The 22,650-nt window shown below is 72.1% G+C and carries 22 protein-coding genes and 3 pseudogenes; 13 read left to right on the top strand and 12 right to left on the bottom strand.

From position 1 onward, the window contains the following. Nucleotides 1-347 precede the first annotated feature (347 nt). Nucleotides 348-1,811, bottom strand: a complete 1,464-nt coding sequence (locus tag ACFYOY_RS23185; protein WP_351896618.1) for an NAD(P)H-hydrate dehydratase — start codon at nt 1,809-1,811, stop codon at nt 348-350. An 83-nt stretch (nt 1,812-1,894) separates the two neighbouring features. On the opposite strand from ACFYOY_RS23185, the gene alr reads away from it, so the two are divergent. The 4 genes from alr to ACFYOY_RS23205 all read left to right on the top strand — a co-directional run bounded on the left by alr (nt 1,895) and on the right by ACFYOY_RS23205 (nt 5,305). Next, complete coding sequence (gene alr / locus ACFYOY_RS23190) at nt 1,895-3,049, top strand: alanine racemase (RefSeq protein ID WP_351896625.1); 1,155 nt, start codon at nt 1,895-1,897, stop codon at nt 3,047-3,049. 2 nt (nt 3,050-3,051) lie between these two features. Next, nucleotides 3,052-4,275, top strand: coding sequence for an alpha/beta hydrolase (locus ACFYOY_RS23195; RefSeq protein WP_351896630.1), 1,224 nt, complete (start codon nt 3,052-3,054; stop codon nt 4,273-4,275). A gap of 92 nt (nt 4,276-4,367) precedes the next feature. Next, entirely contained in the window at nt 4,368-4,886 is a 519-nt protein-coding gene (gene tsaE / locus ACFYOY_RS23200; protein ID WP_351896636.1) for a tRNA (adenosine(37)-N6)-threonylcarbamoyltransferase complex ATPase subunit type 1 TsaE, read from the top strand. Nucleotides 4,887-5,086: 200 nt separating this feature from the next. Continuing rightward, entirely contained in the window at nt 5,087-5,305 is a 219-nt protein-coding gene (locus ACFYOY_RS23205; RefSeq protein ID WP_351896642.1) for a hypothetical protein, read from the top strand. 50 nt (nt 5,306-5,355) lie between these two features. Here ACFYOY_RS23205 and ACFYOY_RS23210 read toward each other — a convergent pair whose 3' ends face one another. Further along, nucleotides 5,356-5,895 (bottom strand): hypothetical protein, encoded by a 540-nt coding sequence (locus ACFYOY_RS23210; RefSeq protein ID WP_388589245.1) that lies wholly within the window; start codon nt 5,893-5,895, stop codon nt 5,356-5,358. 206 nt (nt 5,896-6,101) lie between these two features. On the opposite strand from ACFYOY_RS23210, the gene tsaB reads away from it, so the two are divergent. The 4 genes and pseudogenes from tsaB to ACFYOY_RS23230 all read left to right on the top strand — a co-directional run bounded on the left by tsaB (nt 6,102) and on the right by ACFYOY_RS23230 (nt 8,806). Beyond that, nucleotides 6,102-6,770, top strand: a complete 669-nt coding sequence (gene tsaB, locus ACFYOY_RS23215; RefSeq protein WP_388589248.1) for a tRNA (adenosine(37)-N6)-threonylcarbamoyltransferase complex dimerization subunit type 1 TsaB — start codon at nt 6,102-6,104, stop codon at nt 6,768-6,770. Nucleotides 6,771-6,796: 26 nt separating this feature from the next. Next, nucleotides 6,797-7,240 (top strand): annotated as a pseudogene (rimI, locus tag ACFYOY_RS23220) (ribosomal protein S18-alanine N-acetyltransferase); the annotation flags it as partial. 187 nt (nt 7,241-7,427) lie between these two features. Then, a complete protein-coding gene (tsaD, locus tag ACFYOY_RS23225; protein WP_351896659.1) occupies nt 7,428-8,546 on the top strand; it encodes a tRNA (adenosine(37)-N6)-threonylcarbamoyltransferase complex transferase subunit TsaD in 1,119 nt (372 codons plus the stop codon). Next, on the top strand, nt 8,543-8,806 hold the full coding sequence (locus ACFYOY_RS23230) for a hypothetical protein (protein WP_351896666.1): 264 nt from the start codon (nt 8,543-8,545) through the stop codon (nt 8,804-8,806). The genes tsaD and ACFYOY_RS23230 overlap by 4 nt, the downstream gene beginning before the upstream one ends. 351 nt (nt 8,807-9,157) lie before the next feature. Here ACFYOY_RS23230 and ACFYOY_RS23235 read toward each other — a convergent pair whose 3' ends face one another. After that, nucleotides 9,158-11,170 carry a BTAD domain-containing putative transcriptional regulator gene (locus ACFYOY_RS23235; protein WP_388589252.1) on the bottom strand — a complete coding sequence of 671 codons (2,013 nt, stop codon included), beginning with the start codon at nt 11,168-11,170 and terminating at the stop codon, nt 9,158-9,160. Nucleotides 11,171-11,284: 114 nt separating this feature from the next. Here ACFYOY_RS23235 and ACFYOY_RS23240 point away from each other — a divergent pair, with 114 nt between their 5' ends. Further along, a complete protein-coding gene (locus ACFYOY_RS23240; RefSeq protein WP_351896676.1) occupies nt 11,285-12,214 on the top strand; it encodes an alpha/beta fold hydrolase in 930 nt (309 codons plus the stop codon). A 106-nt stretch (nt 12,215-12,320) separates the two neighbouring features. On the opposite strand, the pseudogene ACFYOY_RS23245 reads toward ACFYOY_RS23240, so the two are convergent. From ACFYOY_RS23245 to ACFYOY_RS23255, 3 genes and pseudogenes are all read right to left on the bottom strand, one after another. Then, nucleotides 12,321-12,931 (bottom strand): annotated as a pseudogene (locus ACFYOY_RS23245) (ABC transporter permease); the annotation flags it as partial. A gap of 95 nt (nt 12,932-13,026) precedes the next feature. Beyond that, nucleotides 13,027-13,194: pseudogene (locus ACFYOY_RS23250) on the bottom strand (ABC transporter ATP-binding protein); the annotation flags it as partial. 93 nt (nt 13,195-13,287) lie between these two features. Next, a complete protein-coding gene (locus ACFYOY_RS23255) occupies nt 13,288-14,145 on the bottom strand; it encodes a polysaccharide deacetylase family protein (protein ID WP_351896681.1) in 858 nt (285 codons plus the stop codon). Between the two features lie 209 nt (nt 14,146-14,354). Here ACFYOY_RS23255 and ACFYOY_RS23260 point away from each other — a divergent pair, with 209 nt between their 5' ends. Beyond that, the gene (locus ACFYOY_RS23260; RefSeq protein WP_351896687.1) at nt 14,355-15,050 is read left to right on the top strand and encodes a hypothetical protein; all 696 of its coding nucleotides are present in this window, start codon (nt 14,355-14,357) and stop codon (nt 15,048-15,050) included. On the opposite strand, the gene ACFYOY_RS23265 is transcribed toward ACFYOY_RS23260, so the two are convergent. The 4 genes from ACFYOY_RS23265 to ACFYOY_RS23280 all read right to left on the bottom strand — a co-directional run bounded on the left by ACFYOY_RS23265 (nt 15,023) and on the right by ACFYOY_RS23280 (nt 17,435). Further along, nucleotides 15,023-15,340: a hypothetical protein gene (locus ACFYOY_RS23265; RefSeq protein WP_351896692.1), complete on the bottom strand. Its 318-nt coding sequence runs from the start codon at nt 15,338-15,340 to the stop codon at nt 15,023-15,025. The two genes, ACFYOY_RS23260 and ACFYOY_RS23265, sit on opposite strands and share 28 nt — an antisense overlap. A gap of 101 nt (nt 15,341-15,441) precedes the next feature. Further along, on the bottom strand, nt 15,442-16,278 hold the full coding sequence (locus ACFYOY_RS23270; protein ID WP_388589257.1) for an arylamine N-acetyltransferase: 837 nt from the start codon (nt 16,276-16,278) through the stop codon (nt 15,442-15,444). 82 nt (nt 16,279-16,360) lie between these two features. Further along, nucleotides 16,361-16,573: a DUF397 domain-containing protein gene (locus tag ACFYOY_RS23275; RefSeq protein WP_351896697.1), complete on the bottom strand. Its 213-nt coding sequence runs from the start codon at nt 16,571-16,573 to the stop codon at nt 16,361-16,363. A gap of 10 nt (nt 16,574-16,583) precedes the next feature. After that, the gene (locus tag ACFYOY_RS23280; protein WP_351896704.1) at nt 16,584-17,435 is read right to left on the bottom strand and encodes a Scr1 family TA system antitoxin-like transcriptional regulator; all 852 of its coding nucleotides are present in this window, start codon (nt 17,433-17,435) and stop codon (nt 16,584-16,586) included. Between the two features lie 189 nt (nt 17,436-17,624). Between ACFYOY_RS23280 and ACFYOY_RS23285 the strand changes: the two genes are divergently transcribed. Next, the gene (locus ACFYOY_RS23285; protein ID WP_351896708.1) at nt 17,625-18,095 is read left to right on the top strand and encodes an ATP-binding protein; all 471 of its coding nucleotides are present in this window, start codon (nt 17,625-17,627) and stop codon (nt 18,093-18,095) included. Nucleotides 18,096-18,137: 42 nt separating this feature from the next. On the opposite strand, the gene ACFYOY_RS23290 is transcribed toward ACFYOY_RS23285, so the two are convergent. Then, the gene (locus ACFYOY_RS23290; RefSeq protein WP_351896713.1) at nt 18,138-19,547 is read right to left on the bottom strand and encodes an acyltransferase; all 1,410 of its coding nucleotides are present in this window, start codon (nt 19,545-19,547) and stop codon (nt 18,138-18,140) included. A gap of 155 nt (nt 19,548-19,702) precedes the next feature. After that, nucleotides 19,703-20,884 (bottom strand): class I SAM-dependent methyltransferase, encoded by a 1,182-nt coding sequence (locus ACFYOY_RS23295; RefSeq protein ID WP_351896720.1) that lies wholly within the window; start codon nt 20,882-20,884, stop codon nt 19,703-19,705. 77 nt (nt 20,885-20,961) lie between these two features. Between ACFYOY_RS23295 and ACFYOY_RS23300 the strand changes: the two genes are divergently transcribed. After that, nucleotides 20,962-22,014: a polysaccharide deacetylase family protein gene (locus tag ACFYOY_RS23300; protein ID WP_388589262.1), complete on the top strand. Its 1,053-nt coding sequence runs from the start codon at nt 20,962-20,964 to the stop codon at nt 22,012-22,014. Nucleotides 22,015-22,329: 315 nt separating this feature from the next. Next, nucleotides 22,330-22,638, top strand: coding sequence for a co-chaperone GroES (gene groES / locus ACFYOY_RS23305; RefSeq protein ID WP_014054228.1), 309 nt, complete (start codon nt 22,330-22,332; stop codon nt 22,636-22,638). Nucleotides 22,639-22,650 lie beyond the last annotated feature (12 nt).

Raw genomic sequence — 22,650 nt, forward strand, 5'->3', positions numbered from 1 at the left:
GCCCGGCACTCGCCACCGGGCGGTCCGGAACCTGGCCGGGGCCGGTGCCACCGGCGGATGGCCGCCGACGAGACGGGAGGGGGCGGGGTCGCAGGGGTGGTGTCCTGGACGCTTTCGCATATGTGTGGCGCCAACCCCCGGCCCACCCCACGCCCCCGGGCACCGGCCCCGTAAACATGCGGTCCAGGGCGCAGCACCGGAGGCCCCGCCCCCGGCACCCACCACGAACAGCGGGCGCACCCCCCACGCACCCGCACACGGAACAACACACCCGCACCCGCCACAACGCACCCGCACCCGCACTCAGCGGAACCCGCACTCAGCGGAACCCGCATCCAGCGAAACCCTCAGGCCAGCACGTCCCGCCATGTGTCGGTCAGCGCCGTCGAGACGTCATACGCGGCGATAGGGGCGCCATGCGGGGTCGTGGTGCGGCGGGCGGCCAGGCCGTGGAGGTAGGCGCCGACGGAGGCGGCATCGCGGGCGGGGAGGCCCGTGGCGAGCAGGGAGCCGATCAGCCCGGAGAGCACGTCGCCGCTGCCCGCCGTGGCCAGCCAGCCGGTGCCGGTGGGGTTGACGCGCACCGGCTGGTGTTCGGCGGCGATCAGCGTGGTGGACCCCTTCAGGAGCACGGTCGCGCCGTAGCGCTCGGACAGGGCCCGTACGGCGGCGAGACGGCCCGACTCGACTTCCTCGCGGCTCACGCCGAGCAGCGCCGCCGCTTCGCCCGCATGCGGGGTGAGGACGGTCGCCGCCTCGCGTTTGCGCAGGTCGCTCCCGGTGGGCAGCAGGTGGAGCCCATCGGCGTCGACCAGGACCGGGACGTCGGAGGCGAGGACGTCGTCCAGGGAGTGCTTGGCCGCCGCGCCGTCGCCGAGGCCGGGGCCGACGACCCACGACTGGACGCGGCCCGCCTTGGCCGGGGGCCCGGTGTGGACGAGGGTTTCGGGGAAGCGCGAGATGACGTCGTCGGCCGCGGGGCCGACGTAGCGCACCGCCCCCGCACCGCCCCGCAGCGCGCCCGAGACGGCCAGCACGGCCGCGCCCGGGTAGCGGGCGGAGCCCGCGACGACGCCCACCACGCCGCGCCGGTACTTGTCGCTCTCGGGCATGGGCCGGGGCAGCAGCGCCGCCACGTCCTCATGCTGCAGCGCCTCCACGTCGGGGTCGGCCGGAAGATGGGCGTCCAGGCCGATGTCGATCAGCCGCAGGGCGCCCGCGTGGATGTGGGCAGGGTCGATGAGCAGCCCCGGCTTGTACGCGCCGAAGGTGATCGTGGCGTCCGCGCGCACGGCGGAGCCGCGCACCTCGCCGGTGTCGGCGTCGACCCCGCTGGGCAGGTCCACGGCGACGGCGATGCCGCGCACCGCCCGGACCAGCCGCTCCGCGTCGGGCCGCAGCCCGCCCTTGCCGCCGATGCCGACGATTCCGTCGATGACGAGATCGGCGCGGGCCACGGCAGCCTCGCCCCCGTCAGCGCCGGCCTGACCGCCCTCGGCCGAAACCGTGCGTCCCCCGGCGGCCCGCAGCGCGGCGAGCCCGCCCGGGTGCGCCCGGTCGGGGTTGAGCAGCACCGCAGTGACCCCCGCGCCGCGCCGGGCCAGCCGGGCGCCCGCGTAGAGCGCGTCACCGCCGTTGTCGCCGCTGCCGACGAGCAGGGCCACCCGGGAGCCATACACCCGGCCCAGCAGATCGGCGCACGCGGCCGCGAGCCCCGCCGCCGCGCGCTGCATGAGCGCTCCTTCGGGCAGCCGCGCCATCAGTTCGCGCTCGGCGGCCCTTACGGTCTCCACGCTGTAGGCAATCCTCATGCTCTTAGTCTCCCGAACAGAGGGCACTCCGTGCGTGGAAGCACACACTCCGGTGGGCTGATCGGCCTGAGAGACTGACGGAGATGGACGAGACACCGATGCGCGCCCGTGCCGTGGTCGATCTGGCCGCCCTACGGGCCAACGTGAGGGCGCTGCGCGACGCGGCACCCACGGCCGAGCTGATGACCGTGGTCAAGTCGGACGCCTATGGCCACGGCATGGTCCCGTGCGCGCGCGCCGCCCGTAAGGCGGGCGCGAGCTGGCTGGGCACGGCCACACCGGAGGAGGCGCTCGCGCTGCGGGCGGCGGGGGACACGGGCCGGCTGATGTGCTGGCTGTGGACGCCCGGCGGCCCCTGGCGGCAGGCGATCGAGGCGGACATCGACGTCTCGGCCAGCGGGCTGTGGGCGCTGCGCGAGGCCGTCGCGGCGGCGCGCGCATGCGGCCGTACGGCGCGGCTCCACCTCAAGGCGGACACCGGGCTCGGCCGTAGCGGCTGCCAGCCCGCCGACTGGCCCGCCCTGGTCGACGAGGCCCGCGCGGCCGAGGCGGAAGGGGCCATTCGGGTGACGGGGCTGTGGTCGCACTTCGCCTGCGCGGACGAGCCGGGCCATCCGTCCATCGGCGCCCAGCTGTCGGTCTTCCGCGAGATGGTGGCGCACGCCGAACAGGCGGGGCTGCGGCCGGAGGTGCGCCATCTGGCCAATTCCCCGGCGACCCTGACCGTGCCCGAGTCCCACTTCGACCTGGTCCGGACCGGCATCGCCACCTACGGCATCTCCCCGAGCCCCGAACTCGGCGCGGCGGCCGACTTCGGCCTGCGGCCGGTGATGACGCTCTCCGCCGCGCTCGCCTCCGTCAAGCGGGTGCCGGGCGGGCACGGCGTCTCCTACGGGCACCGCTATGTGACCCCCGGCGAGACCACCCTCGCGCTGGTGCCCGTCGGGTACGGGGACGGCATTCCGCGACATGCCTCGGGCACCGGCCCGGTGCTGGTCGCGGGGAAGTGGCGGACCATCGCGGGCACGGTCGCCATGGACCAGTTCGTGGTGGACTTGGGCGGGGACACCGCCGCCCCGGGGGACGATGCGGTGCTGTTCGGTCCGGGTGACCGGGGCGAGCCGACCGCCGAGGACTGGGCACGTGCCGTGGGCTCGATCGCCTATGAGATCGTGACGCGAATCTCGGCCCGGATCCCCCGCGTTTATGTAGGTGAGGACGGGGGCACAGGGAACTGACCATGGGCGACGAGAGCACGGCCGGCAGTACGGCAGAGATGGCGACGCGAGTCGCGGCGGGGGCCACAGCCGTGAGCTGGCGCCGGGGCGCCGGATTCGCGGGAGCCACGATCGGCGTGCTCGCGGCGGGGGCGGCCGCGGGCGTCGCGCTGGAGCGGCTGACGGTCGGCCGCGGCGTACGACGCAAGGCGCGCCTCGCACTGGACGCCGAGGGCCCGTACGGCACGTTGCGCGGCACCCCGGGCACGGCGGTCGCCGACGACGGCACCGAGCTCTACTACGAGGTCGAAGAGGTGCGGGAGAACGCCGCTGCGCCCTCGCCGCGGCGCAAGCGGCGGTTCGGGCGCCGCACCCCCACTCCCGTCACCATAATCTTCAGCCATGGCTACTGCCTCGGCCAGGACTCCTGGCACTTCCAGCGCTCCGCGCTGCGCGAGGTGGTCCGCACCGTCTACTGGGACCAGCGCTGCCACGGCCGCTCGGCGCGCGGCTGCGCCCAGGCGGACGGCGAGGCGATCAGCATCGACCAGCTCGGCCGCGATCTGAAGGCGGTCATAGACGCGGCCGCGCCCGAGGGACCGCTGGTGCTGGTCGGCCACTCCATGGGCGGGATGACGATGATGGCGCTCGCCGCGCAGTACCCCGAGCTGGTGCGCGAGCGCGTGATCGGCGCGGCCTTCATCGGCACCTCGGCGGGTCGGCTGGGCGAGGTCAGCTTCGGCCTCCCGGTGGTCGGGGTGAACGCGGTGCGGCGGGTGCTGCCGGGGCTGCTCAAGGCGCTGGGCTGGCAGGCCGACCTGGTCGAGCGGGGGCGGCGGGCCACCGCCGATCTCTTCGCGGGGCTGATCAAGCGCTATTCGTTCGGCTCGAAGGACGTGGACCCGGGGGTCGCGCGGTTCGCCGAGCGACTGATCGAGGCGACGCCGATCGATGTGGTCGCGGAGTTCTACCCGGCGTTCATCGCCCACGACAAGGCGGCCGCGCTGCCGCACTTCGACGGGCGGCCGGTGCTGGTGCTCGCGGGCGACAAGGACCTGATCACCCCGATGGAACACAGCGAGGCGATCGCGGAGCTGCTGCCCGGGGCTGAGCTGGTGATCCTCGAAGAGGCCGGGCATCTGGTGATCCTCGAGCATCCCGAGGTGGTCAACGGCCATCTGACCGAGCTGCTGTCGCAGGCCGTGGACGGGGCGGGCGACCGGGCGAAGCGGGGCGTGTCGGGCTGAGGGGCGGAGCCCCGCTTGGCCTGTCCGACCGCCCGGCCGGGGCGTTCGTACCGGTCCGCACCGGCCTTTTGGTGCCCGTACCATCGGCGAGTATGGACGTAGGCACGCGCATCACCGTCACCTCTCCCGACCAGATGCGGGACCTGGGCCGCAGACTCGCCAAGCTGCTGCGCCCCGGCGATCTGGTCCTGCTCACCGGTGAACTCGGCGCGGGCAAGACGACCCTGACGCGGGGCCTGGGCGAGGGCCTCGGCGTTCGTGGCGCCGTCACCTCCCCCACCTTCGTGATCGCCCGGGTGCACCCCTCGCTGGGCGACGGCCCGCCGCTGGTCCATGTCGACGCCTACCGGCTGAACGGCGGCCTCGACGAGATGGAGGACCTGGACCTCGACGTCTCCCTGCCGGATTCGGTGGTGGCCGTGGAGTGGGGCGAGGGGAAGGTCGAAGGGCTGGCGGAGAACCGGCTGCATGTGGTGATCCAGCGGACGGTGGGCAGCGACATGGCGGTCACGGACGCGATGGCCGCCGACGTGGACGACGTACGGGACGTGGTGGTGACGGGCGTCGGCCCCCGCTGGGCGGGGGAGGACCTGGCGTCGCTCGCGGGGTAGCGCCGGGGGTAGCGCCGCGGGGTGGCCCAGCCGTGCAGTTGTCGCCGGGTAGAGCTCGCGTGCAGATGCCGGGTAGTTTCCGACAAGCCGTCGGCATGCTGTTGCATTCCGGGCATCGCCCGTGGTCACATGGGGGGAGAAAGCGTGGGTTAGGTCTGCCTAACTCCGCTCGACTGCCCCAGCACCCTCAGGAGGCATCCATGTCGGCCCACGACCCCGTGGCCGGGACCGGCGCGCGCGAGGACCGGTCACCGTCGATGTCGGAGCTCCTGGCGGCGTGTGCGGCGGCGAGCGCGGTCTCGACGCCCCCGCGGCCGGCCGAGGAGGAGACCATCGCGTCCGCCGAGACGCCCGCGTCAGCCGAGCCCGAGCCCGAGTCCGAGCACGAGGCGGACGACGAGGAGCGCGACGCGGCGTAGCGCCCGTCGCGGCTGCGTCATCTCCGCTACGGGACTACTCGGCTACCGGACTACGGGATGACGACGACCTTCGTGTCCACCTGAGCGAACTCCCACATCGCCGCACTGTCCGCCCGGCTCTCCCGGACGGCCCCGGTCCGCTTGCGCGCGTTCGGGTCCGGCATCGACCCGTCCACCGCCGCGCTGAAACCGAACACGACCCCCCCTTCCGAGTGGAAGACGACGACGTGCTCGACCTGCACTCCGTCCGATCCGACCCCGCCCTTGTTGCGCGAGGTCACGGAATAGGTCCCCGGGTCGGGGCTGGCCGGGCTCGGGCCCACCCGGAAGGTGTGGGTGGCCTTACCGTCGGCACCGACCAGCCAGACCCGCTTGTCGCCCAGTGCGTAGACGACCCGTACGCCGGTGCCGGAGCCGGCCGGAAGGGCGGTGGACTTCTGCTTCGACCCCGCGTCGTCCTTGCCCTTCTTCTTGGACTCGGCGGCGTGCGACCCGGGCCGGGCCTGGGTCGGATGGTCGGGCGCGGTCGCGGCGGCCTGGTAGCCGAGGAACCCGACGACGCCCAGCGCGGCGGCGGTGAGTACGGCCACAGCTGGCCCGGTACTGCTCCTTGGCACGGCGGCAACCCTCTCCTGAGGTCAGTACGTGCTGACGGCCCGTACACACTTACGGTGACGGTAGCACCGGCGCCCACCGCCCCGCCGCGCTCCGGCCGACCGGTGACCGAGCTGTTCCACCGTCGGTACGAAAGGTCGGTACGAAAGAACGACCTCCCGGCGCGCCGTAGGCTGTTCTCGTGCTGTTGCTCGCTCTTGATACCGCCACCCCCGCCGTGACCGTCGCCCTGCACGACGGCTCCGCAGTGATCGCCGAGTCCTCGGACGTGGACGCCCGGCGCCACGGCGAGCTGCTGCTGCCCGCCGTGCACCGGACGCTGAAAGAGGCGGGTACCGAGCTGGCCGCGGTGACGGAGATCGTCGTCGGGGCGGGCCCCGGCCCGTACACCGGTCTGCGCGTGGGCCTGGTGACCGCGGCCACCTTCGGCTCGGCCCTCGGCGTCCCCGTTCACGGGCTGTGCACCCTGGACGGGATCGCGTACGCCGCCGGGCGGGCCGGTCTGGACGGCCCCTTCGTCGTGGCCACGGACGCGCGGCGCAAGGAGGTCTACTGGGCGCGCTACGACGACGCCCGGACCCGCGTCACCGAGCCCGCTGTCGACCACCCCGCCGAGCTCGCCGAGCGGGTCGCCGGGCTGCCCGCGGTCGGCGCGGGCGCGCTGCTCTACCCGGCGGCCTTCGCCGACGTACCGCCCGGGATGCCGGAGTACCAGTCGGCCGGGGCGCTCGCCTCGCTCGCCGCCGAGAAGCTGGCGCGCGGCGAGGAGCTGCCGCCGCCCCGGCCCCTGTATCTGCGCCGCCCCGACGCCAAGGTGCCCGCCAACTACAAGGTGGTCACCCCGAAGTGAGCGGCGCGACCGTGACGCTGCGCGAGATGCGCTGGTGGGACCTGGACCGGGTGATGGAGCTCGAAGAGGAGCTGTTCCCCGAGGACGCCTGGTCGCGGGGGATGTTCTGGTCCGAGCTCGCCCACGCCCGGGGCCGGGACGCCACCCGGCACTATGTGGTGGCGGAGAGCGGGCCCCGGCTGGCCGGATACGCCGGGCTCGCCGTCTTCGACCGCACCGGCGACGTCCAGACCATCGCGGCCGCCCGCGACCACTGGGGCACCGGCCTCGGCGCCCGCCTCCTCACCGACCTCCTTACGGCCGCCACCGCGTTCGAATGCCGTGAGGTACTGCTGGAGGTGCGGGTCGACAACGCCCGCGCGCAGCGGCTGTACGAACGCTTCGGCTTCGAGCCCATCGGCATACGCAGGGGCTACTACCAGCCCGGCAATGTGGACGCCCTGGTCATGCGGCTGTCCGACCCGGCGGCGCCGGGTGTCACGACGGCGGGCATGGCGACTGCCGCGGACAGCGAGACGGGTGTGTCCCCTGAGACTGGCGTACCTCCTGGCACCAGCGCGTCCCCCGAGACTGCTGCGTCGACCGAGACCACCACGCCCCCCGTGAATACAGCGAACTCCGCGAACCCCGCGACCTCAGTACAAGGAACCGAGACCCATGGCTGACGAACCCCTCGTCCTCGGCATCGAGACCTCCTGCGACGAGACCGGCGTCGGCATCGTCCGCGGCCACACGCTCCTCGCCGACGCCGTCGCCTCCAGCGTGGACGAGCACGCCCGCTTCGGCGGCGTCGTCCCCGAGGTCGCCAGCCGCGCCCATCTGGAGGCTATGGTCCCCACGATCCAGCGTGCCCTGAAGGAGGCCGGGGTCGCCGCTTCCGACCTCGACGGCATCGCCGTTACCGCGGGCCCCGGGCTCGCGGGCGCGCTGCTGGTCGGCGTTTCGGCCGCCAAGGCGTACGCCTACGCCCTCGGCAAGCCGCTCTACGGCGTCAACCACCTCGCCTCGCACATCTGCGTCGACCAGCTGGAGCACGGGCCGCTGCCCGAGCCGACGATGGCGTTGCTGGTGAGTGGCGGCCACTCCTCGCTGCTCCTCGCGCCCGACATCACCTCAGATGTCCGTCCGCTCGGCTCGACCATCGACGACGCGGCGGGCGAGGCGTTCGACAAGATCGCCCGGGTGCTGAACCTGGGCTTCCCCGGCGGCCCCGTCATCGACCGCATCGCCCGCGAGGGCGACCCGGACGCGATCGCCTTCCCGCGCGGGCTGACCGGTCCACGGGACGCCGCGTACGACTTCTCCTTCTCGGGGCTGAAGACCGCGGTCGCCCGCTGGATCGAGGCGAAGCGGGCGGCGGGCGAGGAGGTCCCGGTCGCCGATGTCTCGGCCTCCTTCCAGGAGGCGGTCGTGGACGTGCTGACCCGTAAGGCCGTCCGCGCGTGCAAGGACGAGGGCGTCGAGCATCTGATGATCGGCGGCGGCGTCGCCGCCAACTCCCGGCTGCGGGCCATGGCCGAACGCCGCTGCGAGGACGCGGGGCTCACCCTGCGGGTGCCGCGGCCGAAGCTGTGTACGGACAACGGGGCGATGGTGGCGGCGCTCGGCGCGGAGATGGTGGCGCGGGGACGGTCCGCTTCGGCGTGGGACCTGTCGGCGGACTCCTCGCTTCCGGTGACCGATCCGCATGTCCCGGACCCGGACGCGCACGCCCACTCCCACGGTCACTCTCATGACCATGTGCACGAGCTGAGCCGGAAGAACCTGTACGCATGACCGTCGCGTTGATGTGGGAAGCCCGAGCCGTGGCGGGGAAGGGCGAGGAACTGCTGGCCTGGGCCGCCCGCCAGCCCCTCGACCCGGCCCCGCTGCGCCGCGAGACCTTCCGCGCGCCCGAGGACCGCGTCCTCGTCATCACCTGGTGGGACGGTGCCTACGACACGCCGGGCCTGCCGGAACTCCCGGAGCCGGGGGAGGACTTGGTCCGGCGCGCGGTGCACCGCTGGCGCTTCGAGGCGGTCACGGACGAGAGCTGAGCCGCACGGGCCGCCCTGGCTGTGCCCCGCGCCTGGGCTGTGCGTGTGCGGCGCGCTTTGGCGGAGCCCCGCGCCTGGGCTGTACGGCGGCCTTGGCTGTGCGGCGCGCCTTGGCTGTACGGCCCGCGGCCCTACCGCATGCCCTGGCTGTGCGGCCCCGCCCGTAGCGTGCGCCCCGCCCGTACCGTGCGCCCCGCCCGTACCGTGCGCCCCGGCCGTGCCGTCCTCGGCCGTACCGGGTGCCCCGGCGTACCCCGCGCCCTGGCCGTAATGCCGTCCCGGGGCGTGCCGTCGCGGGCCGAGCCGCCCCGGCCGTACCGGCTCCCGGCCGTACCGCCCCCGGCCACGCCCTCACCCTCCCCGGAGGGCATCGGTGAGATCGGCCAGGTGCCGGGAGGCGGGGCCCAGGGTGAGCAGTCCGCTGCCCGCCCCGGCCAGTTCCGCCGCCGCCGGGGCAAGGGCGGTGCGGGCGCGTGCCATCGTCGCCCGGTCGCCGACGGCGATGGCGGCCCGGCCGGTGAGACACCACAGGGCCTCCAGCAGCAGATCGCGGGGCGGCTCCGGGACCGCGCGTAGCGCCGCCGCGGCCTCGGCGCGGTCGTCCCGGGCCAGCAGCACCAGCGGGCGGGCCCAGGGCCCGTACGGCCCCCAGTCGAGGTCCGCGTCGGTCGGGGCGGGCCGCCCCTGTTCCACGCGCAGACAGAGCAGCGCGAGCGGCAGCAGACCGTGCTCCAGACCGGGCATCCCGGCGCCGTCCAGCCGTGTGGCCGCGTCCCGGTAGGCCGCCTCGGCCTCGGCCGTCTGCCCCGTCGCGGCCAGCCGCAGCGCCCGGTACCACTCGGTGAACACGCTGACCAGCGGCCGCTCATGGCGCTCGCCCAGACGGTCGGCGGCGGCCGCGTGCCGGTCGGCCGACGCGAAGTCCGCGAGCGCGCTGCGGGCCTGGAGCCGGATGAGATGGCCGAGCACCTCGAAGGTGACCAGGCCGTGCCGGGCCGACAGGGCGATCAGCTCGGCCCCGGTCGCGTCCCGGCGCGGTGCCAGCCCCGCGCGGTCGAAGGTCTGCATGAAGATGCCGTTGAGGGCGAACGCCAGCAGTGCGGGATCGTCCAGCCGCCGGGCGATCTCCTCGGCCTGCCGAGCCGCCTGGCGGCCACGTTCGGAGCGACCACCACGCGACTCGACGGCAATCGTGGCCAACAGCCGGGCCCGCACCGCCTCATGAGGCGGTGCCGCCTCGCCCGGAGCCCCGGGCCCGGTCGTCGGCCCGACACCGGCCGCGAGCGCGGCCAACGTGCGTTCGGCTGCGGCGACGATCGACGCCGCCTGTTCCGGGTCGTCCAGGCGGGTCCAGATCGCCGGGACGTCGTAGGAGCCGATCACCCGGGCGGTCAGTTCCGGGTCGCCCAGTTCCTCCGCCGCCGCGACCGCGGCCACGCGCTGTTGCCGGGCCGTCCGCAGACCGCCGCCTCCGGTCATCGAGAGGTCGCGGAGCAGGCCGACCGTGGACTCCAGACGAGCCCGTGCGCCGGAGGCCACGGTGCGGTCGTAGGCGGCGGCCGCTTCCGCCCATACCTGGGCGGCCGCCCCGCCCCGGGCCGTGGCGGGGTCGAGGTGGGGCGCCTGGCCCAGGATGTCCGTCTCCAGGCGGCGCAGCTCCGGGCCCGGGTCCACGCCCAGCTGCTCGACCAGCAGCGCCCGGGCCCGGCGCAGGACCGCCAGCGCGTCGCCCTGCCGGCCGGTGCGGTACAGCGCGAGGGCCAGCGCCCGCCAGGCGCCCTCGCGCCAGGGGTGCTCGGCCAGATGCGCCTCCAGGTCCGGCACCGCCTCGGCGGCCCGGCCCAGCGCCAGCCGGGCCTCCGCCTGCCGTTCGACGGCGTGCAGCCGCAGCTCCGCCAGCCGGGAGCGCTCACCCCGGGCCCAGTCCTCGTCGACGAACTCCACGTACGCGGGCCCGCGCCACCGGCTCAGCGCCTCCTCCAGTCGGGGCAGCGCGCCGTCCGGCGGCAGGGTCGCGGCGGCGGCCACGTCCTGTTCGAAGCGCCAGGCGTCCACCGCGTCCACATCGGCGCGCAGCGCGTATCCAGGCCCCTCGGTGACCAGCAGCCGGGCCGGGGTGCGGGGCGGGCGCTGCGGCTCCAGGGCGCGGCGTAGCGCGGCCACGAACGTACGCACCGCGCCGACCGCCGCCGGAGGCGGCTCCGTCCACAGGTCGTCGACCAGCCGGGATACGGGTACGACGCGACGGCGGGCGACGATCAGCCGGGCCAGCACGGCGCGGTGCCGTGGCCCCTTCAGCGCGATGGCGCGCCCGTCGGCGTCCCAGGCCACCACCGGCCCCAGCACCCCGAACCCGACCCGCATGCGGTCACCGTAGCGCGCTGATCGGATGCTCATCCGCACCCGGCAGGCTGACAGCCACCTGGTCACACCTGGTCACACCTGATCACCACGACCATCCACAGAAACGGCGGAACCATGGCCCCTGTCATCCCCGGCTTCGACTACCGGCGCGTCCCCGTCGCCGACGGCGTGTCCCTGAACGCTGCCGTCGCGGGCTCGGGCAGCCCCCTCGTGCTGCTGCACGGCTTCCCGCAGACCCACCTGATGTGGCGGCATGTGGCCGCCGACCTCGCGGCCGACCACACCGTGATCTGCCCCGACCTGCGCGGCTACGGTGCCAGCGACAAACCGGCCGCCGACGGCGACACCGACGCCCACTCCCATGCCGACGCCCACGTCCACTCCCATGCCGACGGCGCCGCCTACGCCAAGCGCACCATGGCCGCCGACATCGTCGCGCTGGCCCGCGCCCTCGGCCATGACCGCTTCGCCCTGGCCGGGCATGACCGCGGCGCCCTGGTCGCCTTCCGGGCGGGCCTCGACCACCCCGCGGCGATCACCCACCTGGCCTGCCTGGACGTGCTGCCGACCCTCGACATGTGGGACGTGATGCGCGGCACCACCGCCGCGGTCGGCTTCCACCTCTATCTGATGGCCCAGCCCCCGGGGTTGCCCGAGCGGATGATCGCCGCGTGCCCCGATGACTTCTTCGGCCACTTCCTCGACCTGTGGGCGGGCGACCCGGGGGCCATCCCCGCCGAGGTCCGCACCGCCTATCTGGACGCCTGCCGCGCCGCGGTGCCCTCGATCGTGGCCGACTACCGTGCCTCCGCCGGTGTCGATGCCGACCACGACCGTGCCGACCGGGAGGCGGGGCGCCGGCTGACGATGCCGGTCACCGTGCTCCAGCAGGACTGGGGCGCCGCACTCGGCTATGACGCGGCGGCGGTGTGGCGCGCCTGGGCCGACGACCTGGAGCACCGCACCGTCGGCTACGGGCACTTCATGGCCGAGGAGGCACCCGCCGACATCGCCAAGGCGCTGCGGGAGCTCCTCTCCCGCTAGGAGTTGTCGTCACATGCCACGCCCACATCAGCACATGTCACGCCCACATCAGCGGGGATTGCGAGGGTGACGGCTGCCTGAGAGGACTCGGCGGGGGCGGCCTGGATCAGGTCGCGTGGAGGGCGAGGGTCGGGGACAGATGGGAAGCGCGGACCGCTGGATACAGGCCCGCGAGGGTGCCGATGATGAGGGTGGCGCCGAAACCGCCGCCGATCGTCCACGGCGGGATCACCCGGGGAATGCCGTTGCTGATCGCGTAGCCGCCGGTGGCGGCGGCGCCCAGGAGGATGCCGACGAGACCGCCGAGTCCGGACAGCAGCAGCGACTCGGTGACGAACTGGCCCCGGATCTGACCTCGGGTCGCGCCGATGGAGCGGCGCAGGCCGATCTCGTAGCGGCGCTCCAGCACTGAGATGATCATGGTGTTGGCGACGCCGACTCCGCCGACCAGGTGGTCGGGCGGCCGTCGAAGCCGAGTCGCGTCTGTCCGACCTCCCAGCCGACCAGGGCGGAGCGGGCGACCTCGGGGGGCAACGGCAGTTCGTCGAGGATGCCGAGGACGGTGAAGTACTCGTTGTCGATGTAGACCCGCCGGCCGGGCTCGGTAATGCCGAGGCGCTGAGCCGCGACGTCACCGAGCACCACCGAGAGGTACTTGCCGGTGGCCGCGTTGAGCCAGGTGCCGCTGCGCATGCTGCCCCGCAGGGTGGACAGCACGACGCGCATCGGGCGGTTGCGCATCCCGGCCATCCCGGTGTGCAGGATGTCCAGTGGTGTCAGACGGGCCGGTTTGAGTACCGACCGCCGCCGCCTCACCGGGCCTCGCCCGGTACGTGGCCGGGGGTATGCGCGTGCCCCTGGTCGTGAGCGGTGTCCTGGACGATGTCGCCATCGCGGATCCGCACCTGCCGGGGCAGCAGGCCGACGATCTCAGTGTCGTGGGTGATGACCGCGATGGTCGCGCCCTCCTTGTTGAGTTCCGCCGTCCCGCCGTTCCGCCGTTCCGCCGTTCCGCCGTTCCGCCGTTCCGCCGTCACACCGTCCCGCCGTCACACCGTCCCGTCGTCCCGCCGTCACACCGTCCGGGCGTAGTGCTCGGCGATCTCGTCGCTGGTCGTCACCCACACCCCGGGGTGGTTCACGACGTACTCCAGCGCCTGGTCCACGTACTTGTGCCGGAACGGCTGGTTGATCACGAACGGATGCAGCACCAGGGACATCACCCGGCCGCTGGTGGCCGCGTCGGCGTAGAGCTGGTCCAACTGGTCCTTGACGATCCGGACGAAGTCCGGCCCGCTGAGGCTCTTGCCCACGAACATCTGGACGTCGTTGACCTCGATCGAATACGGCACGCTCAGCATGCCCGGCACGTTCAGCCGGTACGGCTGGTCGTCGTTGGCCCAGTCCAGCACGTACCCCAGCCCCAGCTCGGCCAGGAGCTCCGGGGTCCGGAAGGTCTCGGTCAGCGCCGGTCCCAGCCAGCCGCGCGGTCTGCTGCCGGTGGCCTTCTCGATGGTGTCGATCACCTCGGTGAGGTAGGCGCGCTCCTCCTCGGGCGCCATGTCCGCCTGGAGAATCGAGTTGTTCTTGCCGTGCGCCGCCCACACCCAGTTCCGCTCGCGGCCGGCCCGGATGATCTGGGGGTAGCGCTCGGCGACATCGGAGTTGAGCATCACGCTCGCCCGCACCTGGTGCCGGTCCAGGCTCTCGATCAGCCGCCAGATGCCCACCCGGGGCCCATAGTCCCGCCACCCGTAGTTCAGCGGGTCGGGTGCCAGCGCCCTGGTGTCGGGGAAGATACTGGTCGAGGGGCGGTCGACCTGGTAGTGCTCGACGTTCAGCCCGACGTAGAAGGCCACGCGGGCGCCGTCCGGCCAGTGGATCGGTGCGCGCTCGACAAGGGGGCTGTAGTCGAAGAGCTGGTTGTCCATCAGAGCTCACCTCATAGGTGTGGTGCGGCGGTTCGGTTCGCTTGATGGGCATCGTGAAACCCTCACATCAGTGAGAAGGTCAAGCGGGGGCTTCGCATGAGGAATGACCGCGCGAACTGAAAGACTGCGTCGGCGTAACCCGCTGTGCTGTGAGTGCCACGAGTGACGTGTGTGCCAGCAGTGCCATGAGTGCCATGAGGAAGGACGTCATGACGCCCCCCATCGAGCTTCCGTCACCGCCGCCCGGCCCGGACGAGCGGCCGTGGAAGGACCGCGCCGGATTGCTGGAGGAGCGGGCGCGGGCGATGGGGGCGCTGGCGCGGTGGTACCTGGCGCCGCATCGGGCGCTGCTGCTGTGGCTGTCCACGCTCGTCTTCGCGCTGGGGTGGAGCCTCGCGGTCTCGGGGTTCCAGTTCCTGGTGAAGGGCGAGATCATCGAGCACGTGCTGGGCGTGATCTTCCTGGGTCTCGCCCTGGGCGCCACGGTCCCCTCCAGCCTCGGGGTGGCATCCGGCATCCGGCGCGACGTCTTCGTGGGCGCGTGCCTCCGCGACTGGGCGGAGCTGGAGCGTGACCCCCAGACGCTGCCGCACTGGCGCGTCTCCGGCGGTGCGCTCCTCTGGCTGGGCCCGTCCATCGTGCTGACCTGCCTCGGGCTGGCGCTGGGCGGGTTCGCCGCCTTCGCGGACATCGGTACGGAGAGCTTTGGCACCGTCGCCGGTATCGGCATCGTCTTCGCGGTCGCCGGGGCGCTCGGCATGGCCAAGGCGATCGACTACTACCGCCTGGTCAGCCGCGAACTCCGCTCCGACACCGGCGTTCCGGATGGCTACGCTCCGGACACGCCCGGTCCCGGCTCCCCCTGCGACGACGGCTTCTACGACGACGGCTTCTGCAGTGACTGAAAGCGGTGCCGCAGCTCCTCGTACCGCTCGTTCGGGCTCTCCCCGCGCTGCTTGGCCGCCTCCTCGATGCGGGTCAGTAGCTGCCTGATCCGCACGGCGTCCATATAGGCGTCGCGCTCCAGCTTCTTGTACGCGGCGGCGGCGGGCCCCTTGTGGTCGTCCGGGTCGACCGACTGCTTCAGGTGGCCGAGACGCTCGATCTGTTCCTCGAGGTAACTGAGCATTCCCTCAAGGTCTTTGATGAGATCCGACAGATCCTGGTCCGATACGGACAGTTTGTCTTTACTCATGTTCCATCCGTCTCTGCCATCCTCCCATCGGCCCAGTCGCGGGATGATCGTGCCATGACCGGGGCCGGTGTGGAGAGTCGCCCGGAGTTTCTTACCGGAGGTCAGTCCGGCAGGACCGTGTCCGGGGGCAATTCAATGCAAAAGTCGGCGGCGAGAACGCCCAGCACCTCGTCGCTGTCGGCGAGTTGGCGCTCCTTACGGGTGCCGTCGGAGCCGGTCTCGACGAGGGTCCGCCCGGACAGGGAGAGATGGCGGTCCAGGGTGGTGCGCTGGACGTAGAGGCTGTGCTGGAAGGGCGAGCGCGGGCTGGTGGCGACGTACCAGTTGATCACCATGTAGTCGGACGGGTGGCAGGGCTCCCGGGTGAAGGCGTACTGGTCCTGCCAGGAGCCGTCGAGGAACGCCTGGAACACCCACAGGTCCTCCAGCCCGCCGGGGTGCGGCTCGCGGACGTAGCGATGGCGCCGGGTGCCGTCGAGGAACTCGGTGCCCGCCACGAGCGGCACGGCCTCCAGGAGGCTGCCGATGCTGCCGAAGCCCACATCGGCCACGTAACGCCGCTCCTCGCCCGGAATCTCGACCAGCAGCAGCATGTGGGTGCGCGGACGGACCGTCCCGGGGGCGGCTCCGACCCGGACGCGGCCGGAGAGCCCGGTGACGCCGAAGCCGAGCGCGGTGAGGGCGGCGGTCAGCAGCGTGTTGTGCTCGTAGCAGTAACCGCCGCGCCGACTGCGGACCAGCTTGGCCTCGAGGTCGGGGAGAGCGAGGGAGGGGGCCGAGCCGAGGAGGGGCTCGAGGTTCTCGAACGGGATGGACATGAGGTGCGCTCGATGCACCGCCCGCAGCGTCTCCACGGTGGGCGCGGGGCGCCGGTCGCCGGTCCAGCCGATACGGGCCAGATAGGCGTCAAGATCGAGGTCGATGCGGGCCGGTTCCATACTGCCGACCGTAACGTCGCAGCCCCGGCACCGGCCTCCGCTCATGGTGGGGGCCGCACCTGGTCCCCTGGACGTAGGTCCTTTACGCCTCCGGTACCGCCGCGAGGTGATCGAGCTCGCCCGCCTTGATGGACCGGAGCAGGGCTCCCAGCTTCGCGGGGGTCGTAGCGAGGACGGTGCGGGGGTCGTCGCTCTCGCGGAGGGCGACGGTCGTGCCTATGAGGGCGAGTTCTATGCAGGAGTTTCCGTCCCCCGCGCCGGAGTAGGAAGACTTGCGCCAGTTGGCCTCGGACATTCTTTCGCCCTCACATCTGTTGAACGGTCTCGCGGATGAAGTCACGTGACTCCTTCTCTGACAACGCCAGCTCGTCGGTCCGGTCCATGACCGCCCGGTAGTTCAGAAGCTGGGACTCCCCGTCGAGGAACGCCGCGTCTTGCGCGACGTCGAGTTGAACGGTATCCAACTGCGGCACCGGACCCGTGGCGTAGGTGACGGAGATGCCCGCGACATGGAATCCTCCGGCCGCGATCGGGACGACCCGAACGGAGACGTTCGGGCGGTCCGAGGACTCCAGCAGGCTGTCGAGCTGCGCGCGCATCACGCGCTGATCGCCGAACCGTACGCGGAGCGCGGTCTCGTGGATGATGAATGTGCAGGGCGGCGGATCGTCCAGGTCCAGGATGTCCCGGCGCTTCATGCGGTGGGAGAGTCTTCGGCGGAGCTCCGTGGGAGACCAGCCGGGGACGGCCGTGCTCAGCACCGACCGGGCGTAGTCCTCGGTCTGCAGGAGTCCAGGGATGTGCATCAGCTCCACGACGCGCAGGCTCGTGGCGAAGTACTCCAGTTCTGCCAGATCGAGACCGGCGGCGCCGAGTGTCCCCCGGTACTCCTCCCACCAGCCACGCTTGCGCTCGGTCGCCATCGCTACCAGCGCGTCGACGTATGCCTTGTCCGGGCAGGCGTAGTTGGCGGCGAGTGTGCGTACGCGCTCTTCGCTGACGCCGAACCGGGCCAGCTCCATGTTGGTGACATGCGAGCGGTTGGTGCCCAGCCGGTCGGCCGCTTCCTGGATGGTGAGACCCGCGTGCTCGCGCATCCTCCGAAGCTCCGTGCCAAGTCGGCGTTGACGTGCCGTGATGGTGGTCCTCGAAGCCATGCCTGCCTTCCTCGTGGGTCGTCACCCAGTGTGGCGCGTGGCCACGAATGGGTCTATCTACTCACTAATTTCGGCGATCTGGTGGCACTAGTTAGGTGGAGACCTCTACCGTAGGTGCCGTTGCCGCTACTGCGCGTTGATCGCCGTAACGGTACGCGCGCTGTCGGCCCCCTCACAGGGAGTTGCCCCATGGATTCCGATCACGAGTCCGACGACCGTCCCCCACGCCGCCCGCCCGTTCCCTCCAGGGACCCGTACGTCTACACCCTCCAGAGCAGCCGCCACGCGACCTCCCCCAAGGTCTGCCGGGACTTCGTGGCCTGCGTCCTGAACTCCGTGGGGCAGGAGGAACTGGTCGACACGGCGACGCTGTGCACCTCGGAGCTGGCCACCAACGCGTTTCTGCACGCCGAGGGCGACTCCCTGATGCTGCGCGTGGTGATCGAGCCGCCCCGCTTCCGCGTCCTGGTCTACGACGCCTCCGCCGAACTCCCCACCGCCGCACGCCTCCCCGAGGGCGATCGTCTCCGCGGCCGCGGCCTCGGACTGGTGGCGGCCCTGGCCGACGCGTGGGGGACGGCGGAGGGGGACGCGGTCGGCACGTATGCGAAGGGGGTCTGGTTCGAGCTCGCGGGCAAGGAGGAGGACGACGAGGGTTAGCCTCGGCGTTTTATGGTCGCGCGGACTTCCGTACCGCTTTCCTCACCGCTCGGCTTTGGCGTCCATGAAAGTCAGCGGAAAAGTCTCGCCGGACTCCGCGTAACGGTGGAATCGGCTCACCCAGGACGGCTCCTGAAGGGCCCGGGCCTGGGTGCGGGGCAGTGCCATATGCACATCGCGGGCGCCGTTCTGGTCGGCCGGGGTCGGCGCTATGTGCACGGTCCAGGGAATGGGGATCGAGGTGAAGTCGTACCAGAACGGGGCGCCCTGGCCGAAGTCGATGCGGTAGAAGGGGAGCTTCGACCAGTTGTTGATCGCGATGGTGCTGTCGAACGCGTCCAGGCCCATGGTGTTCATGACGCGCTTGAAGCGTCCCGCATCGCGTTCGGCACAGAGGAACGCCGTTTCCTCGCGGATTCTCTCCTCCGTGTTCTCGGCATGGCCCGCGCGGACCGCCGCGGCGACCTCGCCGAGCGGGCGGGCGCGCAGTTCGGCCGCGGTCATTCCGGGCCGGGTGTTGGTGACGGCGTTGCCCCAGTAGTCATCCGGTATGGCTTCGCCGGCGAACGAACGGAAGTCGGCGATGAGGCCGAGCCTTTCCTCGCTCGCGTCGGGGCGGTCACGCAATTCGCCGAGCACTTTCCACAGATGGGCGGTCAGCGCGTCATTGGTCGACACCCACCGCTCCGTGCCCGCGAGGTCGGCCATCGCGGTGTCCTTCATGGTGACCAGTTCCGCGGCCGTGAAGCGGGTGGTCACCGTCGTCACGTTGCCGAGGCTGCCCATCAGGGCGCGGCCGATGAAGGCGGACTTCTGGCCCCGCCCGATGATCGTGAGATGGGCACTGCCCATGCGGGCGTCACCCGTGGCGGAGGCGCCGAGTGCGTCGATGACGCCGCGGTCGTGGCTGGGCTTGGGGTATCCGAGGCCCCGGTGCTCGCGCACCCAGCTCTCCAGGAAGCTCATATAGCTGGACCCGTCGGCCACGGCGTGGTTCATCGTGAGGCCCAGGATGGAGCCCCCGCCCTTCATATGGGTGAGCTTCACCGTGAAAAGCGGTGTATCGCGGTCGACCACCCAGAAGGGCATGGCGTGACTGAGATGGCGCTCCAGCCCCTTTTTCGCCGTATGGCGAGGCCCGTAGTCCGGCATGGGCTCGGATGCGTGTGCCTCGACGAAGCGCACACCGCCATCGTCGCAGAGCACACTGAGGCCGCCGTCGGGATCTCTCTTCATGCGGCCGGAAAGGATCGGGAAGTTGCGCAATGTCCGGCCGAGGGAGGCGCGGAGCGCCTCGCCGTCGAGCGTCTCCCGGTAGAAAAAGGCACGCGGGGTATAGACCGGGCCGATGAGCATGTCGTAGACGCTGAGCCGTATGCGGTCACCGCTCGCCTCTCCGGCACGCACGGTGAACGTTCGCTTGGCGCCGCTCTCGGTGGCGGATGCCGTCATACTCACACGCTCTTTCGTCGGGACCGAACACGCTGTCGCGTCGACGCGTTGACCCTAACGCCCCGGTTGCGAGCGGCCTCATGAACGGGAACCGGGTTTAGGGAAATTCCGCAACTTCCGTTCGGCCTCGATCTTTCTCGGCGGCTGTGGCCGTGTTAGGCCGGGTGTCCCAGAAGCATCGTGGGGGAGCCCTTCGAGCGCGTCAGCACGATGGTGCAGGCGTTCCCGCCCTCGAGCCGGAGCTTCTTGCGGAGCTGCTCCGGCTCGACCGCCGAACCGCGCTTCTTGATGGTCGCGATGCCGACCTCCCGCTCCCGCAGCAGCGCCTTGAGCCGCTTCAGGTTGAACGGCAGCACATCCGTGATCTCGTACGCGGTGGCGAACGGCGTCGGGCGCAGCTCGTCCGTCGTGATGTAGGCGATCGTCGGGTCGATCAGCCGGCCGCCGACGCGGGCCGCGACATCGGCGACGAGATGGGCGCGGATGACGGCCCCGTCCGGCTCGTAGAGCCAGCGGCCGACCGGGCCGGGCTCGGGGGCGGGGAGATGGGGGGTGCCGACGAGGGAGTGGGCGCTCGGCAGAAGGGTGGCGCGGCGCAGCCCGGGGCGGCCGGTGCCGAACCACAGGACGGCCTCCTTCACCTGGCCGTGGTCCGAGATCCACTCGGCCTCCGCGTCCTCGGGGACCGCCTCGTGCGGCACACCGGGGGCGATCTTGAGGGCGGCGCGCGGGGTGGTGCGGGCGGCCTCGATGGCCCAGGAGAGGGGCGGGGAGTACGCCTCGGGGTCGAAGACGCGGCCCCGGCCGCCGCGCCGGGCCGGGTCGACGAAGACCGCGTCGAAGGACCGGGTGTCGATGTCGGTGACATCGGCGCAGCGGATCTCGATGAGCTCGGCCAGGCCGAGCGCCTGGGCGTTGGCGCGGGCGACGGCGCAGGTCAGCGGGTCGTGGTCGACGGCGAGTACGGAGATCCCGGTGCGGGCGAGCGCGATCGCGTCGCCGCCGATGCCGCAGCACAGATCGGCCATCCGGCGGACACCGAACTCCGCGAAGCGGGCGGCGCGGTACGCGGCGACGGAGGTCCGGGTGGACTGCTCGACGCCGTTCGGCGTGAAGTACATGCGGTGCGCGTCCTCGGGGCCGAATTTGGCCACCGCCCGCTGCCGCAGCGTGGCCTGGGTCAGGGCCGCCGAGACCAGCGCCGGGGGGTGGTCTCGGCGCAGCCGCGTCGCGGTGGCAAGCTCCTTCGCCGGGTCGTAGTCGCGGAGCCCGGAGAGCAGCGCCTGCCCCTCGTCGCCGAGCAGTGAGTCGAAGGCGTCAACGTCCACATGGCCCATTCTCCCCGCTCCCGCGAGCGCATTCGCCCGCGTAGGGCGCGCAGCTGCACGCCTCTGGACCGAAGATCACTTATGTGATGATGATCAAGACTGGTTTTCCTCGCTGTCTGGTTCTCGTCGGCGCGGCGGCCGTGCTCACGGCCTGCGGATCCCTCGGCGCCGCCACCGAGCCGTACACCGGCTCCCGCCACGGCGCTCCCATGCCGCCGGCCTCCCTCGCCTCCCGGCTGGACGACCCGCCGTCGCCCTCGCAGCCGCCGTCCGGACGGGAGCCGGATCCGCGGCCACCGGCGTCGTCCGGTCCGGGGTACGAGGGCGAGGCCCAGGGCGGCGCGTTCCCGGACCTGCCGCCGGGCTCCGGTGACGCCTCGGCGTCCACCCCCGCGGGGCCGTCCGGCACGGCCTCCGCGCTGCCGCGCTCGGCCCCGGTGGGCGCGTCCGACGCCTACCGCCGCTGGGGGCTGGACCGGCCGCTGGAGCGGCCTCCGGCCCCGCCCGCCGTCAAGCCCGCGCTCGGGCGGTCGGGGCCGCAGCAGTGGGGGCTGCCGCCGATCGTGCGGCAGGTGCCGACCGACCAGCGGGTGGTCTTCGTGACGATCGACGACGGGATCGAGAAGGACCCGCGCTTCGTGGAGCAGGCCCGCGAGCTCGGGCTGTCGTTCACCGCGTTCCTGACCGACAACGTGATCGGCGACCACTACGACTACTTCGACGAGCTGCGCCGGCTCGGCAACCCCATGGAGAACCACACCCTCACCCATCCCAGCCTGGCCGGTATGGCCTACGACGACCAGGTGCGGGAGATCTGCGGCCAGCGGGACATCCTGGGGAACCGCTTCGGTCAACAGCCGCGCCTCTTCCGTCCCCCTTTCGGGGAGTACGACGAGACGACGCTGCGGGCGGCGGGCTTCTGCGGGGCGCGGACGGTGGTGCTGTGGCGCGCCGAGATGGAGACCCACGGCCTGGCCTACCGCTCCGGCGACCATCTGCTGCCGGGGGACATCATCCTCACGCACTTCCGGGGGCCGGAGCAGCTGGAGGGGCAGTCGATGACCGACATGATCACGGGGCTGGTGCGGGCGATCCAGGCCCAGGGGTTCACGATCGGGCGACTGGAGGACTATGTGTGACGGCGCCTGGGGGAAGGGGCTGCGCAGACGGCCTGGAGCCCTGGAGCGAGGCTGGGCCGCGCGGAGTGCCCGCGGCCCCGGAGCGCGGCGGCCGTAAGGCGGTGATGAGGTGGCGAGCGGGGGGGCGCCACCACGTCGCTTGGCACTCTAGTTGACTGAGTGCTAACCGCGTCATAATGTCGAGGCTGGCACTCGGGACCGATGAGTGCCAAGGGATACAGCGACGGGCAGGTCCGGCACCCGCGACGACGGATCCACCTGGTCGCCACCTCAGACAGTTGACCCCGTGAGATCTCCGAAGGGGGAGGTCGGATCGTGACGACCACCAGCTCCAAGGTTGCCATCAAGCCGCTCGAGGACCGCATTGTGGTCCAGCCGCTCGACGCCGAGCAGACCACGGCTTCGGGCCTGGTCATTCCGGACACCGCCAAGGAAAAGCCCCAGGAGGGCGTCGTCCTGGCCGTGGGCCCGGGCCGCTTCGAGGATGGCAAGCGCCTTCCGCTCGACGTCTCCGTCGGTGACGTCGTGCTCTACAGCAAGTACGGCGGCACCGAGGTGAAGTACAGCGGCGAGGAGTACCTCGTCCTCTCGGCTCGCGACGTCCTCGCGATCGTCGAGAAGTAATCACCGAAGTTT

It is taken from the genome of Streptomyces sp. NPDC007875 (assembly GCF_042868035.1).
GTDB lineage: Bacteria > Actinomycetota > Actinomycetes > Streptomycetales > Streptomycetaceae > Streptomyces > Streptomyces antimycoticus.